The following is a 20,872-nucleotide window of genomic DNA, read 5'->3' on the forward strand; positions in this document are numbered from 1 at the left end:
GCCGGATCGGTTCGACGCGCGGCGTCGAGACGATCGCGCGCATCCGCCACGGCGACACGTCGGAGCGGCAGGTCACGCTGCTGCGCGACCTGTGCGACACGATGCTGGCCGGTTCGCTGTGCGCGAAGGCTTCCGCGCTGCGGGCCGCCTGCTGCGCGGCGTGGTGATCGTGGAGGAGCTGATCGACGCCCATGGTGAGCGAAGCGATCTGATCGTTCAGGTTCATGCGTGTCTTCTCTGCGTAAGACCCGCGATTTTAACCGCTGCGCCGGTACCGGGCCGCGCGGGACGTGTAACAAAGTGCGCAAAGCGGCGTGAAGCACGCCGCTTTGTGTTACTTCAGGTAGCCCGCGGAGCCGAACCAGTCGAGCGCATCGCGCAGCCCTTCGCGGTACGGGCGCGCACGGTAGCCGAGCTCGCGCTCGGCTTTCGCGGACGTGAAATACATCTTGTTCTTCGACATCCGCAGCCCGTCCACGGTGACGAACGGCTCTTTCTTCGTGAACTTCGCGACCGCTTCGGCGCCGACCGCGAGCGGGTAGAGCGGCCAGCGCGGCAGCGCGATCGTCGGCGGCTTGCGGCCCGTCATCTGCGCGATGTCGGCGAGCATCTGCTGCAGCGGCAGGTTCTCGCCGCCGAGGATGTAGCGCTCGCCGATCCGGCCGCGCTCGAGCGCGAGGAAGTGGCCGTGCGCGACGTCGTCGACGTGCACGAGGTTCAGCCCCGTGTCGACGAACGCGGGAATCTTGCCGAGCGCGGCTTCGACGATGATGCGGCCGGTCGGCGTCGGCTTCACGTCGCGCGGACCGATCGGCGTCGACGGATTGACGATCACGGCCGGCAGCCCTTCGTCGGCGATCATCCGCTCGACCGCGCGTTCCGCGAGTACCTTGCTGCGCTTGTAGACGCCGATGGCCTGCTCGGCCGTGAGCGGCCGGTTTTCGTCGGACGGATCGCCGGCGCTCGTCACCTTCAGCGTCGCGACGCTGCTCGTGTAGACGATCCGCTCGACGCCTTCCGCGCGTGCCGCGCGCATCGTCGCGACCGCGCCCTCGAGGTTCGCACGCTCGATCTCGTCGGGATCGGGCGCCCACAGCCGGTAGTCGGCCGCGACGTGCAGCAGGTAGCGCACGCCGCGCAGCGCGGCGCGCATCGACGCCTCGTCGCGCATGTCGCCGGTGACGATCTCGGCGTCGAGATCCGCCAGGTTCGTGCGCGGGCTGGTCGAGCGCACGAGCACGCGCACCGCATAGCCTTTCTGCTGCGCAATGCGCGCGACGGCCGAGCCGACGAAACCGGACGCGCCGGTGACGAGAACGAGATCGCGGGAGGTATCAGTCATGCGTTTCCTTCGGGGCCGCGCGCGAGCGGCGCGGCGGTTGAGCATCGGCGAGATTGTACGTGGTCGGCACGCGCGGCGACGCCAGGCCGTGACGGCGGTGAGCCGGTCCCGGCCCGTGTGCGAAGCGGCCGACGCGACTACAATGCCGGGCTTGAATGCAACGGGAGGGCGACGCGATGAGCCGCAATGAACACGACGAACGGATCGAGACCTACTACGTGCGGGTGCGCGGCGTCGTGCAGGGCGTCGGCTTCCGTCATGCGACGGTGCGCGAGGCGCATGCGCTGAAGCTGCGCGGCTGGGTCGCGAATCTCGAGGACGGCACGGTCGAGGCGATGATCCAGGGCCCCGGCGCACAGATCGACCGGATGCTCGCGTGGCTGCGTCACGGGCCGCCGGCCGCGCGCGTGACCGAAGTGACGTTCGAGGAGCGTCAGACCGAAAGGCGCTTCGATCGCTTCCAGCAGCAGTAAGAGGCAAGAACGATCATGACGGGGTATCCGGAGGCCGGGCGTGGCCTCATGCTGTCGGTGACGGCGTCGATGCTGTTCGCGCTGATGTCCGCCTACGCCAAACTGCTCGCGCCGCTCACGGGGCTCGACATCTTCGCGTGGCGCGTCTTGTGGACCGCGCCGGGCGCGCTCGCACTGATCGCGTTGCGCGGCCGCTGGCCGGCGCTCGTCGACCTCGTTCGGCGCAGCGTGCGCGACTGGCGTTTGCTGATTGCGCTGCCCGTGAGCGCCGCGCTGCTCGGCGTGCAGCTGTGGCTGTTCCTGTGGGCGCCGCTGCACGGCCGCATGCTCGAAGTGTCGCTCGGCTATTTCCTGTTGCCGCTGACGATGGTGCTCGTCGGCCGCTTCTACTATCACGAACGGCTCGATCCGCTGCAATGGGCGGCGGTCGCGTGCGCCGCGCTCGGCGTCGCGCACGAAGTGTGGGCGACGCGCGCGTTCGCGTGGCCGACGCTCGTCGTCGCGCTCGGTTATCCGCCTTATTTCGTGCTGCGCCGGCGGATCAACGCCGATTCGCTCGCCGCGTTCGCGGTCGAGATCGCGCTGCTGTGCCCGATCGCGTTCGCGATGGTCGCGACGAGCACGACGCGCGTGGCCGACCATCCGGTGTTGTGGGCCGCGCTGCTGCCGGGGCTCGGCGTGCTCAGCACGCTCGCGCTCGCGAGCTACTTGAAGGCGAGCCGGATGCTGCCGATGGCGCTGTTCGGGATTCTCGGCTACGTCGAGCCCGTGCTGCTCGTCGCGGTGTCGCTGCTGCTGCTCGGCGAAACGCTGAGCGTCGCGAAGCTCGCGACGTACGGGCCGATCTGGGTCGCCGTTGCGCTGACCGCGTGGCACAGCGCCATGCTGATGCGGCGTCTGCCCGCGCGCGGCTAAGCGCCGCTCGCGTTGCGTGGCGGCGCACGGAACGTGCCGCGCATCGCATGGCCGTCGCGCAGCGGTCGAATTCATCGACGCTGACCGCGAACTGGCGTCGCGCTGACGCGAGTCTGGCGACGCTGCCTGTTTCGTCCCATCGGGCGCGCGCCTGTAATCGAACAGAAGATTCGGTTGCACTTTGTTACTTAGGGTCTCCCCTGATCGGCCATTAGACTGGCCTCACCGACTTCCCTTCGTATGCAGCCTTTCAATGAACGGTCATCTCCGTGCCTGGCCGGCCGGGTTGGCGCGATGCGGGCATACGCGTATCGCGGCTGATCCCGCTCGCCTTCTCCTTCTCGATCCATTCCCCGGTGCGTTCGGCACCGCCGTCGTGCGGGTGCGCTCATGTCGTTGAGCGTGCCGCCCGCCACGGTTCAGCCGTCGCGCAGCGGCCGCCTGATCGAAGTCGATTTCTTCCGCGGCATCGTGCTGTTGATGATCGTCGTCGATCACATCGGCGCGAGCGTGCTGTCGCGCGTCACGCTGCACGCGTTCGCGCTGTGCGACGCGGCCGAGGTCTTCGTCTTTCTCGGCGGCTTTGCGACCGCGAGCGCCTATGGCGCGATCGCCGAGCGGCACGGCGCGCGCGCCGCGCAAAAGCGGTTCGTGCGCCGCGCGATGCAGATCTACCGCGCGTTTCTCGCGACCTCGACATTGATGCTCGTCGTGTCGGCCGTGCTCGACCACTACGGGATCGACGCGCCGAACCTCGCGCTCGACGACGTCAGCGTGATGCTCGCGTCGCCGCTGACGGGCGCAGCCGAGCTGCTGACGTTCCAGCGCCAGCCCTATCTCGCCTCGGTGCTGCCGATGTACGTGCTGTTCGCGCTCGCGTCGCCGGTGCTCGTGCCGTTCGCGCGCCGGCATCCGTGGCTGCTCGTCGCGTTCAGCGTCGCGTCGTGGATCGCGGCGGGCTGGCTCGGCCCCGAGCTGCTCGATACCGACGGATTCCGCTGGAGTTTCAATCCGTTCGCGTGGCAACTGATGTTCGTCGCCGGCGTGCTCGCGCGCTGCCAGCCGTTCTACCGGCACATCGCGCTGGGGCGCTGGGGCGCGGCCGCGACGGGCGTCGCGTGCGCGGTCGTGCTCGGTTGCGCGAGCTACAAGCTGTTCTCGGGGCTGCCGCTGCCGGAGGGCGTGTTCAAGCGCGATCTCGCGCTGCCGCGCGTCGTGAGCTTCGCGGCCATCGCGTGGCTGATGGCCGATTGCGTGCGCTTCGGCTGGATCGCGCGGATCGCGCAGGGCGTGCGGCCCGTCGTGGCCGTGGGCCAGCGCGGGCTGATCTGCTTCGTCGCGGGCGCCGCGATTTCGCTCGTCATCGATTCACTGCTGCATCCGGTCGTGCGCAGCGCCGATCTGCGGCATGTCGGCGTGGGTCTCGTGGCCGACGCGTGCGCGCTCGGACTGATGATGGCCGTGGCCGGTTCGGGAACGTGGATCGCGCGGTGGCGCGGAGCGGCCGCGTGAGCGGCGCGGGAGGCGGCGCGTGCGGCACGGAATGTGCCGCGCGGCGTCAGTGAGGTGAGCTGATACGGGAGCGGGGAACGGCGGTGGCGTCGTCGGATTTGGCGTCGTCGCGTTCGTCGGGCGCCGGATCGTCGCGTTCCGCGAGTACCGCGTCGGCTTCGGCTGCGGCTCGCGCGGCGCGTATCGCGGTGCAGCGCTGAGCGTGCCGGATGTCCGACAGTATCCTCAAGAGCCGTGTTGTTTTGCTTTTCATTGTGTTCTCCCGCCAGTGCGCATCTCGCGAAGCGGATGCGCTTCCTGCAACCAGTGTAGGACGCGTTCGCGTGCCTGGCGGGAGAATGTGGCGTGCAGGCCGCACGCCGAGGGATAGTACTTACTGCGCGGCGGCGACGCCCTGCGCCTGCAGCGCTTCTTCGCGGCGCTCTTCTGCACAACGCTGGTGCTGGCGCGACAGGCGGTTCATCAGCGGCAGCAGCAGCAGTGCGAGCACCATGCCGATCGCGGCGAGCCAGCCGAGCTTCTCGAACAGCGACAGGTACAGCGGCAGCGATTCGGTGGCCGGCAGTTCGTGCGACGGCATCTGCGCGAAGTTCGCGACGACGCTGCCCAGATACTGCGACACGCCCGTTGCGACGAAATACGCACCCATCATGAAGCCGCTCATGCGCGCCGGCACGTAGCGGGCGATCATCGCGAGGCCGAGGCCGCTCACCAGCAGTTCGCCGAGCGAGTAGAGGCCGTAGCCCCACACCATGAACCACGACGACACACGGCCATCGATCGCGTAGCGGCCGCTGATCGTGAACACCAGGTAGCCCGCGGCCACTGCGCCGAAGCCGAGCGCGTACTTCGCGGCGACCGGCAGGTCACGGCCGCCCTTCGCGACGGCGTTGTAGATCCACACGAGCACCGGGCTCAGCAGCATGATCCAGATCGGGTTCAGCGCCTGGAACTGCGCGGCGCTCCACGTGAACAGCGTCGTGCCGAACAGCATGAAGCGCGGATCGACGTTGCGCAGCGCGAACAGCGTCAGCGACGTCGACATCTGCACGTAGAAGATGAAGAACAGGATCACCTGGCCGATCAGCACGAGCGCCGCGATCAGGCCTGCGCGCTCCGAGCGCTCCGATTTCGCGATCATGTACGCGAAGATCGCGAGGATCGCGAACGCTGCCGTCCACACGCTGGCGACCGCCAGTTGCTTGTGCTGCAGCACGTACAGCGTGATCAGTGCGAGCCCGATGCCGCCGAGCGCGACCGCGCCGAGGCGCTTCCAGCGGATCGGTTCGTCGTCCGGCTTCGAGCCGACATGCGCGAGCGTGCGATGCATCAGCATGAAGTTGAGGATCGCGAACAGCATGCCGCAGCAGCAGACCGCGAACGCGGCGTGCCAGCCCCAGTGATCCTTGATCCACGGCGTCGCGAGCATCGACACCGTCGAGCCGATGTTGACCGCCATGTAGTAGATCGTGAACGCGCTGTCGATGCGCGCGTCGTCGCCTTCATAGATGCGGCGCACGAGGTTCGCCGCGTTGGCCTTGAACAGGCCGTTACCGACGACGATCACGCCGAGCGACGCGTACATGTACGTCAGGTGATCGTTCGGAAACGCGAGCATCAGGTAGCCGGCGCACAGCACGGACGCGCCGATGATCATCGTGCGACGGGCGCCGAGCACCTTGTCGCCGATCCAGCCGCCGATCGACGGTGCCGCATAGACGAGTGCGGTGAACGCACCCCAGGTCAGGTTCGCATGGCTGTCGGTGAAACCGAGCCGGTCGACCATGAAGAGGACCAGGAGCGCGGCCATGCCGTAGTAGCCGAAGCGCTCCCACATTTCGATGAGGAAGACCGTCGTGAACGATCGGGTTTGTGAAACAGGTGGTTGCATCATCAATCTCGGTTGAAACGGACGGCACGGATCGCGCGTCGTCTTTGGGGTCGAACTGGAGCCGGTGCACAATGGGCCGGGTAGGCTTCGTGCTGGCGATGGAACAGTCGGGCGGTTAGCCCGGGCCGGGGTCGGACACCGCCTGATGTGGCGGGGAGGGGCCCCGACCGGCGCGCGCATGGTAACGGCTGCCGGTCCGGTGCGTCACGTATCTGCCACCTAGGGAAACTCCCAATGTGGCAGTAGCTTTCAGGAACATTCGTCTCATCATCTAGTTGTAAGCTTTCATGCCGGCCCTCCGAAGATTCCCGGAGAGCCGCTTGCAGCTTGCCTGTGAAGCCGGCGAGTCTGGCAAGATAGCGCGTCATTTCGCTCGCTTCGTGTCCCGTTTAGTGCACCGGGCTCAACACCGAAGACGTGTGCGAACCCGAAGACTAAGCTATATCGTTCTAACTTAGTTATTTTCCATCAAACATTTTTTGACGATCACTTTTCGGCCTGCTATGGTTCCCCCCACTGAAAACTCGCGGTCTGCAAACGCTACCGCCGCACTGGGCAGCAAGATTCGCGCGTTGCGCCAACGACTCAAGCGCACGCTCGACGACACCGCTACCGCCGCGGGGATTTCGAAGCCGTTTCTGTCTCAAGTCGAACGCGGGCTCGCGTCGCCGTCGCTGACATCGTTGGCCGGTATCGCGCACGCGCTTGGTGTGACGGTGCAGTACTTTGTGGATACGCCGAGCGAAGAACGCTCGGTTTGCCGAGGCGAGCAACTGCGCTTCTTCGGGTTTGCCGATTCGGCGAACCTGTTCGCGCGGCTGACGAACGTATCCGAAGGGCGCCAGCTGGAGGCGATCCTCGTGAGGATGCCGCCGGGGCAGAAGCGGTCGGAGGTGACGACACATGCAGGAGAGGAGTTCCTGTATGTGATTGAAGGGGAAGTGTCGCTGACGCTGGAAGGCAAGACGTTCGTCCTGCAGGCCGGTGACAGCTCGCACTATCAGTCGACGGTCCCGCACAGCTGGGTCAACACCGCGAAGATCGAGTCGGTGGTGGTCTGGGTCGGTACACCGAGGCTGTTCTAACGCACAGGTATTCCTTCGTTTCGAAGACGGAATACCTGTCGAAAGAAACGTAAGGAATACTAAAATGCAATACGAGAATCACGGGCCTCCTCAATCGCTGCACCCGTCAGCGTCTCAAGCGTAATTCGCGGCATCCGCCGCGCAACGCTCACCGAACAACTCTTCTCAAGACTGCCACGATGAAATCCTTGCATGCCATGTCGGCCGTGCTGGCCGCGCTCGCCCTGACGCCTGTCGCCCACGCCGTTACCGTTCCGTCGAACGTCGCGCTCGCTCCTCAGCAGGACCTGACGCGCCAGGTGCCCGCCGAAGTCGAGTCGCTCGACCCGGCGCACATCGAGTCGTGGACCGGCAACACGATCGGCCTCGACCTGTTCGAAGGGCTGGCCCGCATCGACGCAGCCGGCCAGGTCGTGCCGGGTGTCGCGCTGTCGTGGGAACGCAAGACGCCGACGACGTGGATCTTCAAGCTTCGCCATGACGCGAAGTGGAGCAACGGCCAGCCGGTGACGGCCGCCGATTTCGTCTATTCGTGGCAGCGCCTCGTCGATCCGAAGACGGGCTCGAAATACACGATCCTCGTCGAGTTCGTGAAGAACTCGAAGGACATCATCGCAGGCAAGGCCGCGCCGTCGACGCTCGGCGTGCGCGCCGTCGATCCGTACACGCTCGAAGTGACGACCGACGCGCCCGTCGCGTTCTTCCCCGAGCTGACCGCGATGGCGCCGCTCGTGCCGGTGAGCAAGGACGCCGTCGCGAAGTTCGGCGACGCGTGGACGCGCCCGGGCAACATGGTCAGCAACGGTGCATACCAGCTCGTCGACTGGCAGCCGAACAACCGCATCGTCGTGACGAAGGACGCCAAGTACTGGAACGCGCCGAAGGTCGTGATCAACAAGGTCACGTACCTGCCGATCGAGAGCGACGAGACCGCGATGCGCATGTACCAGGCGGGTCAGGTCGACTACACGTACACGATTCCGTCGGGCATTTTCCCGCAGGTCAGCAAGCAGTTCGGCAGCGACCTGCGCCCGGGCCTGCAGCTCGCGACGTACTACTACTACCTGAACAACAACGACGCGGCGCTGAAGGACAAGCGCGTCCGCCAGGCGCTGTCGATGGTGATCGATCGCGACGTGCTGACGTCGAAGCTCACGCAGTCGGGCGAGAAGCCGATGTACGGCCTGATGCCGAACGGCACGAAGGGCGTGCAGCCGTTCACGCCGGAATGGGCGTCGTGGCCGATGGCCAAGCGCGTCGAGGCCGCGAAGAACCTGCTGAAGCAGGCCGGCTACTCGGACGCGAAGCCGCTTTCGTTCACGCTGACGTACAACACCAACGACCTGCACAAGAAGGTCGCGCTGTTCACCGCATCGGAATGGCGCACGAAGCTCGGCGTCAACACGAAGCTCGAGAACGTCGAGTTCAAGGTGCTGATGAAGCAGCGGCATGACGGCAAGGTGCAGGTCGCGCGCGACGGCTGGTTCGCCGACTACAACGACGCGATGACGTTCTTCGACCTGCTGCGCTGCGGCAGCTCGCAGAACACGGTCGGCTACTGCAACAAGCAGGCCGACACGCTCGTCGACGAAGGCAACCAGAAGCTCGACGACAAGGCGCGCGCCGCGCTGCTCACGCAGGCGCACGATCTCGCGATGAACGACACGCCGATGGTGCCGCTGTTCCAGTACACGGCCGACCGTCTCGTGAAGTCGTACGTCGGCGGCTACTCGCTGAAGAACGTGATCGACATGCGTGCTTCGCAGGACATGTACCTGATCAAGCACTGAGCGGAGCGATCATGCTGGCCTACGCATTGAGGCGCACGTTGTGGGCGGTGCCGACGATCCTCGCGGTCGTCACCGTCTGCTACCTGCTCCTGCATTTCACGCCCGGCGGCCCGTTCGATACGGAGAAGCAGCTGTCCGCGGCCACGCTCGCGAACCTGAACGCGAAGTATCACCTCGACGAGCCGCTGTGGAAGCAGTACCTGCTGTACCTGAACGCGCTGCTGCACGGCGATCTCGGTCCGTCGTTCCGCTACGTCGACTGGTCGGTGAACGATCTCGTGAAGAAGGCGCTGCCCGTGAGCCTCGGCGTGGGCGGCGTGTCGATCCCGATCTCGATCGTGTTCGGCGTGCTGCTCGGCACCGTCGCGGCCGTGCGCCGCGACAGCTTCATCGACCGCTTCGTGATGCTGATCGGCAACTTCGGCAACGTCATTCCGCCGTTCGTGCTCGGCCCCGTCCTCGTGTGGATCTTCGCGATCCTGCTGAAGACGTCGTCCGGCAACGGCTGGCTGCCCGCGGGCGGCTGGGGTGACGGCGGCTGGCAGTACCGGCTGCTGCCGATCGTGCTGCTGACCTTCATCAACATGTCGCTGCTCGCGCGCGTGATGCGCGGCTCGATGATCGAGACGCTGTCGAGCAACTACATCCGCACTGCGCGCGCGAAGGGCCTGCCGGGCTCGACGATCGTGCTGCGCCACGCGCTGAAGCCCGCGCTGATGCCGGTCGTGTCGCTGTTCGGCACGGTCTGCATCACGTCGATCACGGCGGCGGTCGTCACCGAATCGGTGTTCGCGCTGCCGGGGCTCGGGCAGCTCGTCGTGAACGGCGCCATCAACCGCGACTACACGCTGGTGCTCGGCCTCGTCGTGCTGACGACCGTTTGCGCGGTGCTGTTCAACCTGCTGGTCGACCTCGCTTACGCGTGGCTCGATCCGCGCATCCGTTATTGAGCGAGGCACAGCGATGACTCCGACTACTCCCGTCGTCGGCCTGCCCGTGCAGACCGACTCGCCGCCGCGTTCGCGCTCGCCGCTCGCGCTTGCGATGGCGCGCTTCCTTCACAACCGTGCGGCCGTGTTCAGCCTCGTGCTGCTCGCGCTCATCACGCTCGCCTGTTTCGTCGGCCCGTGGCTGCTCGCGGCCGATCCTTCGGCAAGCGACTGGGGCTCGATCAGCCTGGCGCCCACCTGGGCGAACCAGCACTGGTTCGGCACCGACGAGCTCGGCCGCGACCTGCTGGTGCGGACGCTGATCGGCGGCCGCGTGTCGATCGAGGTCGGCCTGCTCGGCACGCTCGTGTCGGGCCTGTTCGGCGTCGCATGGGGTGCGACCGCGGGCTTTGCGGGCGGCCGCGTCGACTCCGTGATGATGCGCATCGTCGACATGATGTACGCGATCCCGTACCTGCTGATCGCGATCCTGATGATGACCCTGTTCGGCCGCTCGTTCATGCTGGTCGTGCTGACCATCAGCGCGTTCTCGTGGATCGACATGGCGCGTGTCGTGCGCGGCCAGACGCTGTCGCTGCGCAACCGCGAGTTCGTCGATGCGGCCCGCGCGATCGGCGTGTCGCCGGCGTCGATCGTGCTCCGCCACATCGTGCCGAACCTGCTCGGCGTGGTCGTCGTGTACGCGACGGTCTCGGTGCCGGGCATCGTGCTGACCGAATCGGTGCTGTCGTTCCTCGGCCTCGGCGTGCAGGAACCGATGACGAGCTGGGGCGTGCTGATCCAGGACGGCGCGCAGAAACTGGAATCGATGCCGTGGCTGCTGCTGGCCCCGGCCGTCATGCTGTGCGTGACGCTCTACTGCGTGAACTTCGTCGGCGATGGCCTGCGTGACGCGCTCGACCCGAAGGATCGCTGAAATGGCAGCCCTACTAGAAGTAGACAACCTCGGCGTGCGCTTCACGCGCAAGGACGCACCGCCGGTCGACGCCGTGAGCGGCGTGTCGTTTTCGCTCGAAGCCGGCAAGACGCTCGGCATCGTCGGCGAATCGGGCTCGGGCAAGAGCCAGACCGTGATGGCGCTGCTCGGCCTGCTGGCCGGCAACGGCGCAACGACCGGCGCCGCGCGCTATCGCGGCGACAACCTGCTCGAGATGGATGGGCGTGCGCTGAACAAGGTGCGCGGCGACCGGATCGCGATGATCTTCCAGGATCCGATGACGTCGCTCAATCCGTTCCTGACGATCGAGCGGCAGATGACCGAGACGCTGCAGCTGCACCGCAAGCTGTCGCGCAAGGAAGCGACCAAGCGCGCGATCGAGGCGCTCGAATCGGTACGCATTCCCGACGCGGCGCGCCGCATCCGCATGTATCCGCACGAGTTCTCGGGCGGCATGCGCCAGCGCGTGATGATCGCGATGGCGCTGCTGTCCGAGCCGGAAATCCTGATCGCCGATGAGCCGACCACCGCGCTCGACGTGACCGTGCAGGCACAGATCATCGACCTGCTGCGCGAGCTGAACCGCGAGCGCGGCACGGCGATCGTGCTGATCACGCACGACATGGGCGTGGTCGCGGGCCTCGCCGACGACGTGATGGTCATGTATGCGGGCCGCACCGTCGAATACGCGCCGGCCGAATCGATCTTCGCGGCGCCGTCGCATCCGTACACGATCGGCCTGCTCAACGCGCTGCCGCGCCTGACCGACGCGGACGATGCGCCGCTCGTCGCGATTCCCGGCAATCCGCCGATGCCCGGCACCGCGCCGGCCGGCTGCGCGTTCGCGAAGCGCTGCACGTATGCGGAAGAACGCTGCGGCGCGGCGCGTCCCGCGCTCGAAACCTATGGCGCCGTGGGCGCGGTGCGCGCGTGCCACCGTCCCGTGGCCGATCTGACGGGAGGTCTGCGATGAGCGTCAATGAACGCCGCCATGCCGGCGCGACCGACGACACGCTGCTGTCCGTCGATGGTCTGAAAGTACATTTCCGCGTGCCGCTCGGCGGCTATCCGTGGTCGCCGAAAGGGACGCTGCGTGCCGTCGACGGCGTGTCGTTCGACGTGAAGCGCGGCGAGACGGTCGGGCTCGTCGGCGAATCGGGCTGCGGGAAGTCGACGCTCGCGCGTGCGCTGATCGGCCTCGTGCCGATGACGGCCGGCACGGTGAAATGGCGCGGCGATGCCGTGTCGCCCGATCACCTGCGCGGCACCACGATGCGGCGCGAAGTGCAGATGATCTTCCAGGATCCGCTCGCGTCGCTCGATCCGCGCATGACCATCGAACAGGTCGTCGCGGAGCCGCTCGTCACGCACCAGGGCGGCCTCGGCCGCGCCGAGGTGCGCCGCCGCGTGGTCACGATGCTCGAACGCGTCGGCCTGAACGCGCATCACCTGCTGCGCTATCCCCACGAATTTTCCGGTGGGCAATGCCAGCGCGTCGGCATCGCGCGCGCGCTGATCGGCGAGCCGAAGCTCGTGATCTGCGACGAACCCGTATCGGCGCTCGACGTGTCGATCCAGGCGCAGATCGTGAACCTGCTGCGCGACCTGCAGCGCGAACTGTCGTTGTCCTATCTGTTCGTTGCACACGATCTGGCGGTGGTGAAGGCCATCAGCCAGCGCGTGCTCGTGATGTATCTCGGCCGCGTGATGGAGTTCGGCACGCGGCATGACGTGTACGGCGTGCCGCAGCACCCGTACACGAAGGCGCTGCTCGATGCGGCGCCGACGCCGGAGCCGGCGCGCGAGCGTGCTCGCCGTCCGATGCTGCTGGCGGGCGAGATGCCCTCGCCGCTCAACCCGCCGTCCGGCTGCGCGTTCCGCACGCGCTGCCCGGTCGCGATCGATGCGTGCGCGCAGGACGTGCCGCTGCCGGAAGTTCGGCAGGGGTCGGCCGCGCGTGTCGCGTGCATCCGCGCGGGTGTGGCGTGAGCTGAAGTGACGCAGAAAACATAACCAAGGCTGGTCAACAGGGGTAGGTGCGGCGCGAACGATCTTCGCGCCGCGGGTACAGGCGCGTCCTTAGCCGGGCACGCCGGGGGGCCGGGAGCGGATCGCAACCGGCGTGGACGATATCAACACAAGACGAGAATTACGATGAAAAAACAGAAGACGATCGGGACGGCATCGAAAATGCTGCTTGCATGGGGGCTGCCGGCACTCGCCGGTGTTTCGCTGACGGGCGTCGCGCACGCCGACGACGCGGCCCCCGCACCGCTGACGGTCGCACAGGCCGCACCGGGCACGACCGTTGCACAGGCAACGACCCCGAACGCCATTGTCAACGCCGAAGCGAACCAGGCCGTCACGCCGCCCGACGAGCCGTCGGCCCAGTCGCAGTCGAAGGGCTTCATTGCCGACAGCCATCTCAACTTCCTGTTCCGCAACTACGCGGACGTGCTCGACGCCAAGGGCGGGCCGCATCGCCACGCATGGGTCCAGGGCGCGATGGCGAACTTCGAGTCGGGCTATACGACGGGCCTGATCGGTATCGGTTTCGACGCATCGCTGTATGCGGCGCTGAAGCTCGACGGCGGCCAGGGCGCCGGCAGCATGGTGCACATCGCGAAGGGCGGCGGTGGCGGCAACCAGCTCGCATGGGCTTATCCCGGCATCTACGACGTGAAGGCGCGCATCTCGAACACGGTGGTCAAGTACGGTCTGCAGGCCGTCGACAACCCGTTCATGGAGCAGCACGACAACCGTGCGCTGCCGCCGACGTTCCTCGGTGCGACTCTCGTCAGCAATGAATTCAAGAACGTGATGCTCGAGGCCGGCAGCTTCACGAAGACCGACGCGCGCGGTCACACGACGCTCACCAACCTGACGACGCAATACGGCGGCACGCGCATCAATCGCCTGTCGTATGTCGGCGGCACGTGGGATTACTCGCCGAACGGCGAAGTCGCGCTGTACGCGAACCAGGCCGACGACGTGTGGCACCAGTACTACGCGTCGGTGAAGCACAGCATCGGCAGCCCGCAGACGATCAAGTGGACGGGCTTCGGTAACGTCTACTCGACGCACGACACGGGCGATGCGCTGCAAGGCAAGATCAACAACAACGCATACAGCCTGTCGCTGGCCGCGCAGCATGGCCCGCACGAGCTGCTGCTCGGCTTCCAGCAGGTGCTCGGCGACCAGTTCTTCGACTACCTGAACGAAACGAACGGCATCTTCCTGACCAACTCGATGGACGTCGACTACAACGCGCCGCACGAAAAGTCGCTGCAGCTGCGTTACACGTTCTACGGCAAGGAAGCGGGCCTGCCGGGCTTCAAGGCGATGGTCTGGGGCGTGACGGGCTGGGGTGCGGACGGCAGCGCGGGTGCAGCGAACGACCCGAGCAAGTCGAGCATCTACTGGAGCAACGGCGCGCCGGTGCAGGGCCGTCACCACGAGTTCGGCTTCATCCCGTCGTACACGTTCCAGAGCGGCAAGCTGAAGGACACGAAGGTCACGTTCATCGCGATGTGGCACGCCGGTTCGTCCCACTACTCGGACGCGACGAACACCGAGTACCGTCTGGTCGTGAACCTGCCGCTGCACGCGTTCTGATCGAAGGGGGGGCATGCGCCCCCGCCTCGCACGGCCGGCCTGCGATCGAAACGATCAGGCCGGCTTGTGCAGCCCCGCGACCGGATCGTTCGCAGCGGGCATGTCTTCCACGAGCGACGTGAGCTGGCGGCCCGTGTCGCGCCATGCGTCGAGGCCGCCGCGCAGCGCGAGCGCATCGGTGAAGCCGGCGTCGAGCAGGCGCTTCGCCATCAGCGCGGCCGTGAACTCGTTCGGGCACGAGCAATACACGACGAACTTCTGCGTGAGCGGATAGCGCGCGACGATGTCGCCGATCTGGCGCTCGTCCGCGAACTGCGCGCCGGGAATCGTGAACGGGTCGAGCTTGCGGTGTTCGGGCGAGCGCACGTCGAGGACCACCGGCGCGGACGTATCGCGCAGCAGCGTGTCGAGTTCGTCGACGCCGATCCGCGCGCTCGCGAGCTGGCGGATCAGCGCGCGGCGACGCATCCAGCGGATCGCCGCGTACACCGCCAGCACCGCGACGGCCACCAGCAGCGCCACGCGGCCGAGCTGGCCTGCACCCGCGAACAGCCAGTCGATCTGGCGAGCGAACATCAGCCCGACCACCAGCCCGACGATCGTCCACAGCGCGGCGCCGAGCGCATCGTAGCCGACGAACGTGCGATAGCGCGTGCCGAACGCGCCGGCCATCGGCACCGACACGAGCGACAGCCCCGGAATGAAGCGTGCGACGGCGAGCACGCGTACGCCGTAGCGGCCGAAGAAGCGTTCGGTTTTCTTCACGCAGCTGTCACGCGACAGCGACAGCCGGCAGATCGTCTTCAGCGTCGTGCCGCCGAAGCGCCGACCGGCGAGGTACCACACGGTGTCGCCGATCAGTGCGCCGAGCACCGACAGCACGACCACCGTGACCAGTTGCGAGCCGATCATCGCCGGATGCATCGCGGACATCGCGCCGAACAGCACGAGCGTCGGCATCGCGGGCACCGGCAGCCCGATGGCCGCCGCGAGCACGTTGGCGAAGACGAGAAGCGGCCCGTATTGGGCGACGAGGTCACGAAGGAGCATGACGGCTGGCCGAAAAGGAAACGCGTGCGGAAGGCACGCAGATGGGCCGATTATCGGCCTTTTTCAAGTCAGCGGAGGGAATTGCGCAAAGCGCCTGACGGCGGCAGGGAGATGTCGGTGAGCCCGCGCCTGGCGCGCGGCTCACCGGTCGAAATCAGGAGGAGGTGCGGGCGAGCGATGCGGCGCCGTGGTTTTCGCCGGGGAGCTCGGCGCCGTGCGAGCGGATCGCCGCGATCAGTTCGGCCGGCGTGATCTCGTAACGGACTTCGCGATGGATGCCGGGCTTGCGTTCGTCGATCTCGATCAGCAGCACGCTCTTGCCGTCGCCGGTCGCTTCGAGCCGAAGCGAGCGCAGTTCGCGGCCGTCGGCCGGGTCGTGTTCGGTGAGCAGGGTCATTGCCCCGGATGAGCCGGTAGTGCGCATCGAACCTATCCTCGTATCGTGGATGCCGTAGTGGCGAAGATGTCTTTGTTGAATACAGCTTGACGCAGTTTAACGCGAACGGGCCGCAATTCGGAGCATTTTCGTGGGGGGGAAATGAGGGCTGAACCACGCATCCTTCTGATGTTTGAGCCGCGCGGGGCGGGCGTTTCAGACGGATCGCGCGCGGCCGCGGCCGGCGCCTGACCGCCGTTCGCGGCCGGGCCGGCACGGGCGGCGACACGCGGTGCCACGCGGGTCGCCGCGGCGGTATCAGAAGCGGTCGGCGAGCCCCATCGCCGGGTCGCTGACCGAGTGGCGGCCGGTTTCGACGCGGCCGGCGACACGGCGCGAGAAACTCGCGTCGCTGTCCGCGGTGACGATGAAGTCGTACCAGTGGCCGGTCGAGTCGAGCGGCCAGTGCAGTTCGGCCTGGTCGCCGGCGCGCACCGTGACCGTCCACGTGGTACCGGCGCCGCGATCGTGGCCGTGACCCTGGCTGTTGCCGTCCTCGTTACCCTGGCCATGACCGCGATCGTCGTGTGCGCCGCGGCCGGACAGCGGTCCGTAGACCTGGTTCGACTTCACGGTGAAACGCACCGTGCCGCCGCCGTGGTTGCGCAGCTTCAGGTGGAGGCTGCCGCTCGCGCCCGCGTAGCCGACGCGCACTTCCGGATGGGGCGCGCGAGCACCGGCCAGGCGGCTCAGGTCGCCGGTGAAGCGGCGGTGATAGCCGTTCGGGCCCAGCACCCACAGGTCATATTTACCGCCATTGTCGGCGCGCGCGGCCCAGTCGCCGCGCAGCGTCTTGCCCGGCTCGACGGCGTAGCGCTGCGGCAGGCGGTCGAGATTCAGCTTGTCATAGACGTGAAACACGGCGGCGGCGCGGCCCGTGTTCGCGAACTTCAGCGTGACCGTGCCGCTGCCGGCATCGGTCTGCGCGCTCGCATGCAGTTCGTAAGGCAACGCGCGCGACGGGCGCACGCCGGTGGCCTGCGCGGGCAGCGACGGTGCGGCCGGCGGCACGATCTTCGGTGCGGCCTGCTGTGCGGCGCTCAGGGCGTCGACCTGGCTTTTGGTCGTATGGCCCGCGAGTGTCGGCAGCGGTTCGTTGTTCGGCGAGCGGAAATTGAACGCGCTCGTCAGGTCGCCGCACACCGCGCGGCGGTAGGCGCTGATCTGCGGCTCCGCGACGCCGAAGCGCTTTTCGAGGAAGAGCAGCGTCGACGTATGGTCGAACACCTGCGAGTTCACCCAGCCGCCGCGGCTCCACGGCGACACGATCCACATCGGCACGCGCGGGCCCGGACCGTACGGACGGCCGTCGGTCGCCGGCTGGCTCGCCGTGGCCGGCGTGAAGTCGTGGTACTCGGCGGCGACGTCGGCGGCCGCCAGCGTATGGCCGCCCGCGAGCGTGCCGTCGGCGTTGCGCGACGGCACGGCCGGCGACGGCATGTGGTCGAAGAAGCCGTCGTTCTCGTCGTAGTTGACCAGCAGCACGGTCTTGCTCCACACCTCCGGGTTCGCCGTCAGCGCATCGAGCACGGCCTGCACGTACCAGCCGCCCTGCGCGGGGCTCGACGGCCCCGGGTGTTCGCTGTACACGGACGGCGGGATGATCCACGACACCTCGGGCAGCGTGCCGTTGCGGATGTCGTCGCGGAACGACTCGAGGAAGCCGTACGGCATCGTGTTGCCGAACCCCTTCGCGAGCGGGCTCAGCGGATCGTCGATCGCCGGGTCGTAGAACGCGCCGGCCGCCGTCACCGGCTGCGTGATGTCCGTCGATGCGACGTACGCCGGCCGGCGTGCGGGCGGCATCTGCTCGATCGCCGCGCGCCAGTGGCGGAAGCTCATCATCTCGTTGCAGCCGAAGTTGTCGATCAGGCTCTGGTAGACCTTCCAGTTCACGCCGGCCTGCTGCAGCCGGTCGGCATAGGTGGTCCAGGTCCAGCCCTGGCTCGACGGGCCGATGTCGTTGCCGCCGTTGAACTGGTTGTTCAGCGCGGCGATCTTCACGTGGCTGCCGTCGGCCGGGCTGATGCCGTTCGGGCCGTTGGTGCCGCTCCAGTAGAACAGGCGGTTCGCGATCGTGCCCGTGTGCATCCCGCAGTGATAGTGGTCGCACAGCGTGAACGCATCGGCGAGCGCGCGCTGGAACGGTACTTCCGCCGCGTCGTAGTAGCCCATCGACAGCGGCGTCTTCGCGTCGGGCCAGCGGTTCATCCGGCCGTGGTCCCACGCGGCCTGCGCATCGGCCCACGTGTGCGGCGTGCCGCCCGCGCGCTGGGCGTTGCCCTGGCTCGCGTCGAGGTGATACGGCGTGACGGTGGTGGCGGGCGTCGGCTTCGTGTACGTCTGGTAGAACACGTTGCGGCCGTTCGGCGACGGCACCGCAAAGCGGTCGCCGTAACCGCGCACACCCTTGAACGTGCCGAAGTAGCTGTCGAATGCGCGGTTCTCCATCATCAGCAGCACGACGTGCTTCACGTCCTTGATGGTCCCCGTTTCGTGAAACGCGGGAATCGCGAGCGCACGGCGGATGCTCGGCGGAAACGCGGACAGCGCGGCGGCGGCGAGGCCGGAAGTGGCGGTCTGCTGGAGGAATTTGCGGCGTGACGTCATGGCGTTCGGGTCCTGTGATGATGGGAGCGTTCGTGACTTCGTCTGGTGGCGCCCGTGCGTCGCCCCCCCTGGGACGATTCGCGCTGCGTGTGCGTTCGGGTGCATCGGCCGCATGGGGCGGAGGTGCGCGCATCGCGCGCGATGCGCGATGTCGCGCAGATGCTTTGGCCGTTGCCGCGATCCTGCGCGACGCGCTCGTGATGCGCGGGCCAGGGTGTCGGCACACGCCGGCCCGGCGCATGCCGGGCTGGGCGGCGCCCAGTCTAGGGAGGCGACGTGACGTCGACGTGATGAAGACATGACATCGCATGTCGCTTGCGTGACGTTGTGTGTACAACGATTTGTTCAGGCGCGATGCGCGAGTGAAAAAGGTCGGGAATTACCGATTGCCGCATGCGTGACCGGTCAGAATTTTCCGGATTCCATTCGAATCGCGTGGCGAAGTTCGTTGCGGATGCAACATGACGTGCGACGGCGTGACGACCATGTTTCAAATGCGTGAAATCGGATAAGCTCGTCACATTGCTGCGCGTACGCGCAGTCCGCGCCTTCAGCGCGCCTTTTTGGAACCGGCCCACCCATGACCGACATCAAGATCCGGCACAGCGAGACGCACGACGTCGACGCGATCCGGCAGATCGCCGCGCATCCCGCGGTGTATGCGAATACGTTGCAGCATCCGTTTCCGTCGCTCGAGAAGTGGCAGAAGCGGCTCGATGGCGTGCGCGAGCGCGGCATGAGCCTTGTCGCCGAAATCGACGGCGTCGTGGTCGGCCATCTCGGCCTGGATCTCGAGCCGAATCCGCGCCGGCGTCATGCGGCGGGGCTCGGCATGATGGTCGACGCGGCGTATCACGGGCGCGGCGTCGGCAGCCGGTTGCTCGCGGCCGCGATCGATCTCGCGGAAAACTGGCTGAACGTCACGCGTCTCGAGCTGACCGTGTTCACCGACAACCGCTCGGCGATCGCGCTCTACGAGAAGCACGGCTTCCGGATCGAGGGCGAATCGCCGGGTTATGCATTGCGCGACGGCGTGCATGTGTCCGTGTATCACATGGCGCGGATCAAGGCACGGCAGTAAAGGCTCGGCCGACGCGTATCCGCCAGCACGCGCGGCCGCGAGGCCGCGCGTCATATTCATTCGAGAATTCGTTCGTTTTCTGCCGGCTGCGCCCGTCGTATCGTCGAACGATTTGCCGGTCGCCTCGGCCGGCGTGCGCTTTTCCGTAACGATCCTGCGCGGCGTTGCACGTCGGCTGGCTTCATCGTCATCGCTTCATGGCTCACGCATCACAGCCATCGCTTCGCGCGCCGCACCTTCCCGCAACCGCCTCTTTCAACGGACCCGCTTCGATGAAATCCGCTCTCCGGAACCTGACTGCCGCCTGCCTGTTCGCCGCCGCGGGTGCGGCGTTTGCCGCTGCCACGCCCACGGGCGCCGCGGTGACGAGCGCATCGCCCGACGGCGCGCATCTGCCGCCCGGCATCGCATGGCAGCACGGCGACGTCGACGCCGCCTTCGCGTTGGCGAAGCGTACCGGCAAGCCGCTGCTGCTCTACTGGGGGGCGGTGTGGTGCCCGTCATGCAACCAGGTGAAGTCGACGATCTTCAGCCAGCAGGCATTCAAGACCCGCTCGTCGTTCTTCGTGCCCGTGTATCTCGACGGCGATACCGAAAGCGCGCAGAAGCTCGGCGAGCGTTTCAAGGTGCACGGCTATCCGACGATGATCCTGTTCCGACCCGACGGCACCGAAGTGACGCGGCTGCCGGGCGAAGCCGATCTCGACCGCTACATGCAGGCGCTGTCGCTCGGGATGACGGCTGCGCACCCGGTGCGGCAGACGCTCGCGACCGCGCTGAAGAACGGTGCATCGCTGACGCCGGACGAATGGCGCCTGCTGGCCGACTATTCGTGGGACACCGACGGTGCGCTGCCGGTGCCGGCCGATCGCGTCGCCGAGACGCTGCAGTCGCTCGCGCAACGCGCGCGCGCGGCCGGCGCGAAGGCCGAATCGGCGCGCTTTGCGCTGAAGGCGGCCGTGGTCGCCGCGTCCGACGATCCTGCGCAGGCCGGCGCGCTCGACAAGGCGGCGCTTGCCGATTCGCTGCGCACGGTGCTGCAGGATCCCGCATGGTCGCGGGCGATCGAACGCAAGGTGCTGGCCCGGCGCGGCGACCTGCCGCGCTGATCGACCTTTCCTTCCCCGCCCCCTCTTCCTCGCACCGCCATGACGACCCTCGCCTCCGATTCGCTCGACATCCTCC

The 20,872-nt window shown here is 67.1% G+C and carries 18 protein-coding genes and 1 pseudogene; 13 read left to right on the forward strand and 6 right to left on the reverse strand.

Annotated features, from left to right (window positions below; genetic code table 11):
* Nucleotides 1–41: 41 nt before the first annotated feature.
* Nucleotides 42–167, forward strand: a complete 126-nt coding sequence (locus tag G3N61_RS31195) for a hypothetical protein (protein ID WP_346778597.1) — start codon at nt 42–44, stop codon at nt 165–167.
* Nucleotides 168–334: 167 nt separating this feature from the next.
* On the opposite strand, the gene hpnA is transcribed toward G3N61_RS31195, so the two are convergent.
* Nucleotides 335–1,342, reverse strand: a complete 1,008-nt coding sequence (gene hpnA / locus G3N61_RS31200; RefSeq protein ID WP_043181217.1) for a hopanoid-associated sugar epimerase — start codon at nt 1,340–1,342, stop codon at nt 335–337.
* Nucleotides 1,343–1,518: 176 nt separating this feature from the next.
* Between hpnA and G3N61_RS31205 the strand changes: the two genes are divergently transcribed.
* From G3N61_RS31205 to G3N61_RS31215, 3 genes are all read left to right on the forward strand, one after another.
* Nucleotides 1,519–1,815 (forward strand): acylphosphatase, encoded by a 297-nt coding sequence (locus tag G3N61_RS31205; protein WP_043181215.1) that lies wholly within the window; start codon nt 1,519–1,521, stop codon nt 1,813–1,815.
* Between the two features lie 15 nt (nt 1,816–1,830).
* The gene (gene rarD, locus G3N61_RS31210) at nt 1,831–2,730 is read left to right on the forward strand and encodes an EamA family transporter RarD (RefSeq protein ID WP_043181213.1); all 900 of its coding nucleotides are present in this window, start codon (nt 1,831–1,833) and stop codon (nt 2,728–2,730) included.
* 390 nt (nt 2,731–3,120) lie between these two features.
* Nucleotides 3,121–4,242, forward strand: coding sequence for an OpgC domain-containing protein (locus tag G3N61_RS31215; RefSeq protein WP_089451625.1), 1,122 nt, complete (start codon nt 3,121–3,123; stop codon nt 4,240–4,242).
* Between the two features lie 46 nt (nt 4,243–4,288).
* Here the strand turns inward: G3N61_RS31215 and G3N61_RS31220 are convergent, their stop codons facing one another.
* Both G3N61_RS31220 and G3N61_RS31225 read right to left on the reverse strand, forming a co-directional pair.
* Nucleotides 4,289–4,495: a hypothetical protein gene (locus tag G3N61_RS31220; protein ID WP_205824334.1), complete on the reverse strand. Its 207-nt coding sequence runs from the start codon at nt 4,493–4,495 to the stop codon at nt 4,289–4,291.
* A 120-nt stretch (nt 4,496–4,615) separates the two neighbouring features.
* Complete coding sequence (locus G3N61_RS31225; RefSeq protein WP_205824335.1) at nt 4,616–6,136, reverse strand: oligopeptide:H+ symporter; 1,521 nt, start codon at nt 6,134–6,136, stop codon at nt 4,616–4,618.
* Nucleotides 6,137–6,636: 500 nt separating this feature from the next.
* Here G3N61_RS31225 and G3N61_RS31230 point away from each other — a divergent pair, with 500 nt between their 5' ends.
* From G3N61_RS31230 to G3N61_RS31260, 7 genes are all read left to right on the forward strand, one after another.
* Nucleotides 6,637–7,218 (forward strand): cupin domain-containing protein, encoded by a 582-nt coding sequence (locus tag G3N61_RS31230; RefSeq protein ID WP_011353729.1) that lies wholly within the window; start codon nt 6,637–6,639, stop codon nt 7,216–7,218.
* Between the two features lie 179 nt (nt 7,219–7,397).
* Nucleotides 7,398–9,008, forward strand: coding sequence for a peptide ABC transporter substrate-binding protein (locus G3N61_RS31235; protein WP_043181205.1), 1,611 nt, complete (start codon nt 7,398–7,400; stop codon nt 9,006–9,008).
* 11 nt (nt 9,009–9,019) lie between these two features.
* Nucleotides 9,020–9,958 carry an ABC transporter permease subunit gene (locus G3N61_RS31240; RefSeq protein ID WP_043181204.1) on the forward strand — a complete coding sequence of 313 codons (939 nt, stop codon included), beginning with the start codon at nt 9,020–9,022 and terminating at the stop codon, nt 9,956–9,958.
* 13 nt (nt 9,959–9,971) lie between these two features.
* Nucleotides 9,972–10,874, forward strand: coding sequence for an ABC transporter permease subunit (locus G3N61_RS31245; RefSeq protein ID WP_043181202.1), 903 nt, complete (start codon nt 9,972–9,974; stop codon nt 10,872–10,874).
* A gap of 1 nt (nt 10,875) precedes the next feature.
* The gene (locus G3N61_RS31250) at nt 10,876–11,868 is read left to right on the forward strand and encodes an ABC transporter ATP-binding protein (protein ID WP_043181200.1); all 993 of its coding nucleotides are present in this window, start codon (nt 10,876–10,878) and stop codon (nt 11,866–11,868) included.
* Complete coding sequence (locus tag G3N61_RS31255; protein ID WP_043181198.1) at nt 11,865–12,884, forward strand: oligopeptide/dipeptide ABC transporter ATP-binding protein; 1,020 nt, start codon at nt 11,865–11,867, stop codon at nt 12,882–12,884. The genes G3N61_RS31250 and G3N61_RS31255 overlap by 4 nt, the downstream gene beginning before the upstream one ends.
* 165 nt (nt 12,885–13,049) lie before the next feature.
* Complete coding sequence (locus tag G3N61_RS31260) at nt 13,050–14,510, forward strand: OprD family porin (protein WP_043181196.1); 1,461 nt, start codon at nt 13,050–13,052, stop codon at nt 14,508–14,510.
* 54 nt (nt 14,511–14,564) lie between these two features.
* Here G3N61_RS31260 and G3N61_RS31265 read toward each other — a convergent pair whose 3' ends face one another.
* From G3N61_RS31265 to G3N61_RS31275, 3 genes are all read right to left on the reverse strand, one after another.
* Entirely contained in the window at nt 14,565–15,560 is a 996-nt protein-coding gene (locus G3N61_RS31265) for a DedA family protein/thiosulfate sulfurtransferase GlpE (protein WP_205824336.1), read from the reverse strand.
* Between the two features lie 154 nt (nt 15,561–15,714).
* Nucleotides 15,715–15,984, reverse strand: a complete 270-nt coding sequence (locus G3N61_RS31270; protein ID WP_011353737.1) for a hypothetical protein — start codon at nt 15,982–15,984, stop codon at nt 15,715–15,717.
* A gap of 270 nt (nt 15,985–16,254) precedes the next feature.
* Nucleotides 16,255–18,606: a phospholipase C, phosphocholine-specific gene (locus G3N61_RS31275; protein WP_205824337.1), complete on the reverse strand. Its 2,352-nt coding sequence runs from the start codon at nt 18,604–18,606 to the stop codon at nt 16,255–16,257.
* A gap of 580 nt (nt 18,607–19,186) precedes the next feature.
* On the opposite strand from G3N61_RS31275, the gene G3N61_RS31280 reads away from it, so the two are divergent.
* Together G3N61_RS31280 and G3N61_RS31285 are read left to right on the forward strand one after the other, a co-directional pair.
* Nucleotides 19,187–19,687, forward strand: coding sequence for a GNAT family N-acetyltransferase (locus tag G3N61_RS31280; RefSeq protein WP_043181191.1), 501 nt, complete (start codon nt 19,187–19,189; stop codon nt 19,685–19,687).
* A gap of 272 nt (nt 19,688–19,959) precedes the next feature.
* Nucleotides 19,960–20,751, forward strand: a pseudogene (locus G3N61_RS31285) (thioredoxin family protein); the annotation flags it as partial.
* Nucleotides 20,752–20,872: the final 121 nt, after the last annotated feature.

This window comes from Burkholderia sp. Ac-20349 (assembly GCF_017104865.1).
Taxonomy (GTDB): domain Bacteria; phylum Pseudomonadota; class Gammaproteobacteria; order Burkholderiales; family Burkholderiaceae; genus Burkholderia; species Burkholderia aenigmatica.

Coding starts and splice junctions, on each gene's coding strand:
- G3N61_RS31280 (WP_043181191.1), top strand. CDS start 19,187: ATGACCGACATCAAGATCCGGCACAGCGAGACGCACGACGTCGACGCG.
- G3N61_RS31260 (WP_043181196.1), top strand. CDS start 13,050: ATGAAAAAACAGAAGACGATCGGGACGGCATCGAAAATGCTGCTTGCA.
- G3N61_RS31250 (WP_043181200.1), top strand. CDS start 10,876: ATGGCAGCCCTACTAGAAGTAGACAACCTCGGCGTGCGCTTCACGCGC.
- G3N61_RS31255 (WP_043181198.1), top strand. CDS start 11,865: ATGAGCGTCAATGAACGCCGCCATGCCGGCGCGACCGACGACACGCTG.
- G3N61_RS31235 (WP_043181205.1), top strand. CDS start 7,398: ATGAAATCCTTGCATGCCATGTCGGCCGTGCTGGCCGCGCTCGCCCTG.
- G3N61_RS31245 (WP_043181202.1), top strand. CDS start 9,972: ATGACTCCGACTACTCCCGTCGTCGGCCTGCCCGTGCAGACCGACTCG.
- G3N61_RS31270 (WP_011353737.1), bottom strand. CDS start 15,984: ATGCGCACTACCGGCTCATCCGGGGCAATGACCCTGCTCACCGAACAC.
- G3N61_RS31275 (WP_205824337.1), bottom strand. CDS start 18,606: ATGACGTCACGCCGCAAATTCCTCCAGCAGACCGCCACTTCCGGCCTC.
- G3N61_RS31265 (WP_205824336.1), bottom strand. CDS start 15,560: ATGCTCCTTCGTGACCTCGTCGCCCAATACGGGCCGCTTCTCGTCTTC.
- G3N61_RS31215 (WP_089451625.1), top strand. CDS start 3,121: ATGTCGTTGAGCGTGCCGCCCGCCACGGTTCAGCCGTCGCGCAGCGGC.
- G3N61_RS31205 (WP_043181215.1), top strand. CDS start 1,519: ATGAGCCGCAATGAACACGACGAACGGATCGAGACCTACTACGTGCGG.
- hpnA (WP_043181217.1), bottom strand. CDS start 1,342: ATGACTGATACCTCCCGCGATCTCGTTCTCGTCACCGGCGCGTCCGGT.
- rarD (WP_043181213.1), top strand. CDS start 1,831: ATGACGGGGTATCCGGAGGCCGGGCGTGGCCTCATGCTGTCGGTGACG.
- G3N61_RS31240 (WP_043181204.1), top strand. CDS start 9,020: ATGCTGGCCTACGCATTGAGGCGCACGTTGTGGGCGGTGCCGACGATC.
- G3N61_RS31220 (WP_205824334.1), bottom strand. CDS start 4,495: ATGAAAAGCAAAACAACACGGCTCTTGAGGATACTGTCGGACATCCGG.
- G3N61_RS31230 (WP_011353729.1), top strand. CDS start 6,637: ATGGTTCCCCCCACTGAAAACTCGCGGTCTGCAAACGCTACCGCCGCA.
- G3N61_RS31225 (WP_205824335.1), bottom strand. CDS start 6,136: ATGATGCAACCACCTGTTTCACAAACCCGATCGTTCACGACGGTCTTC.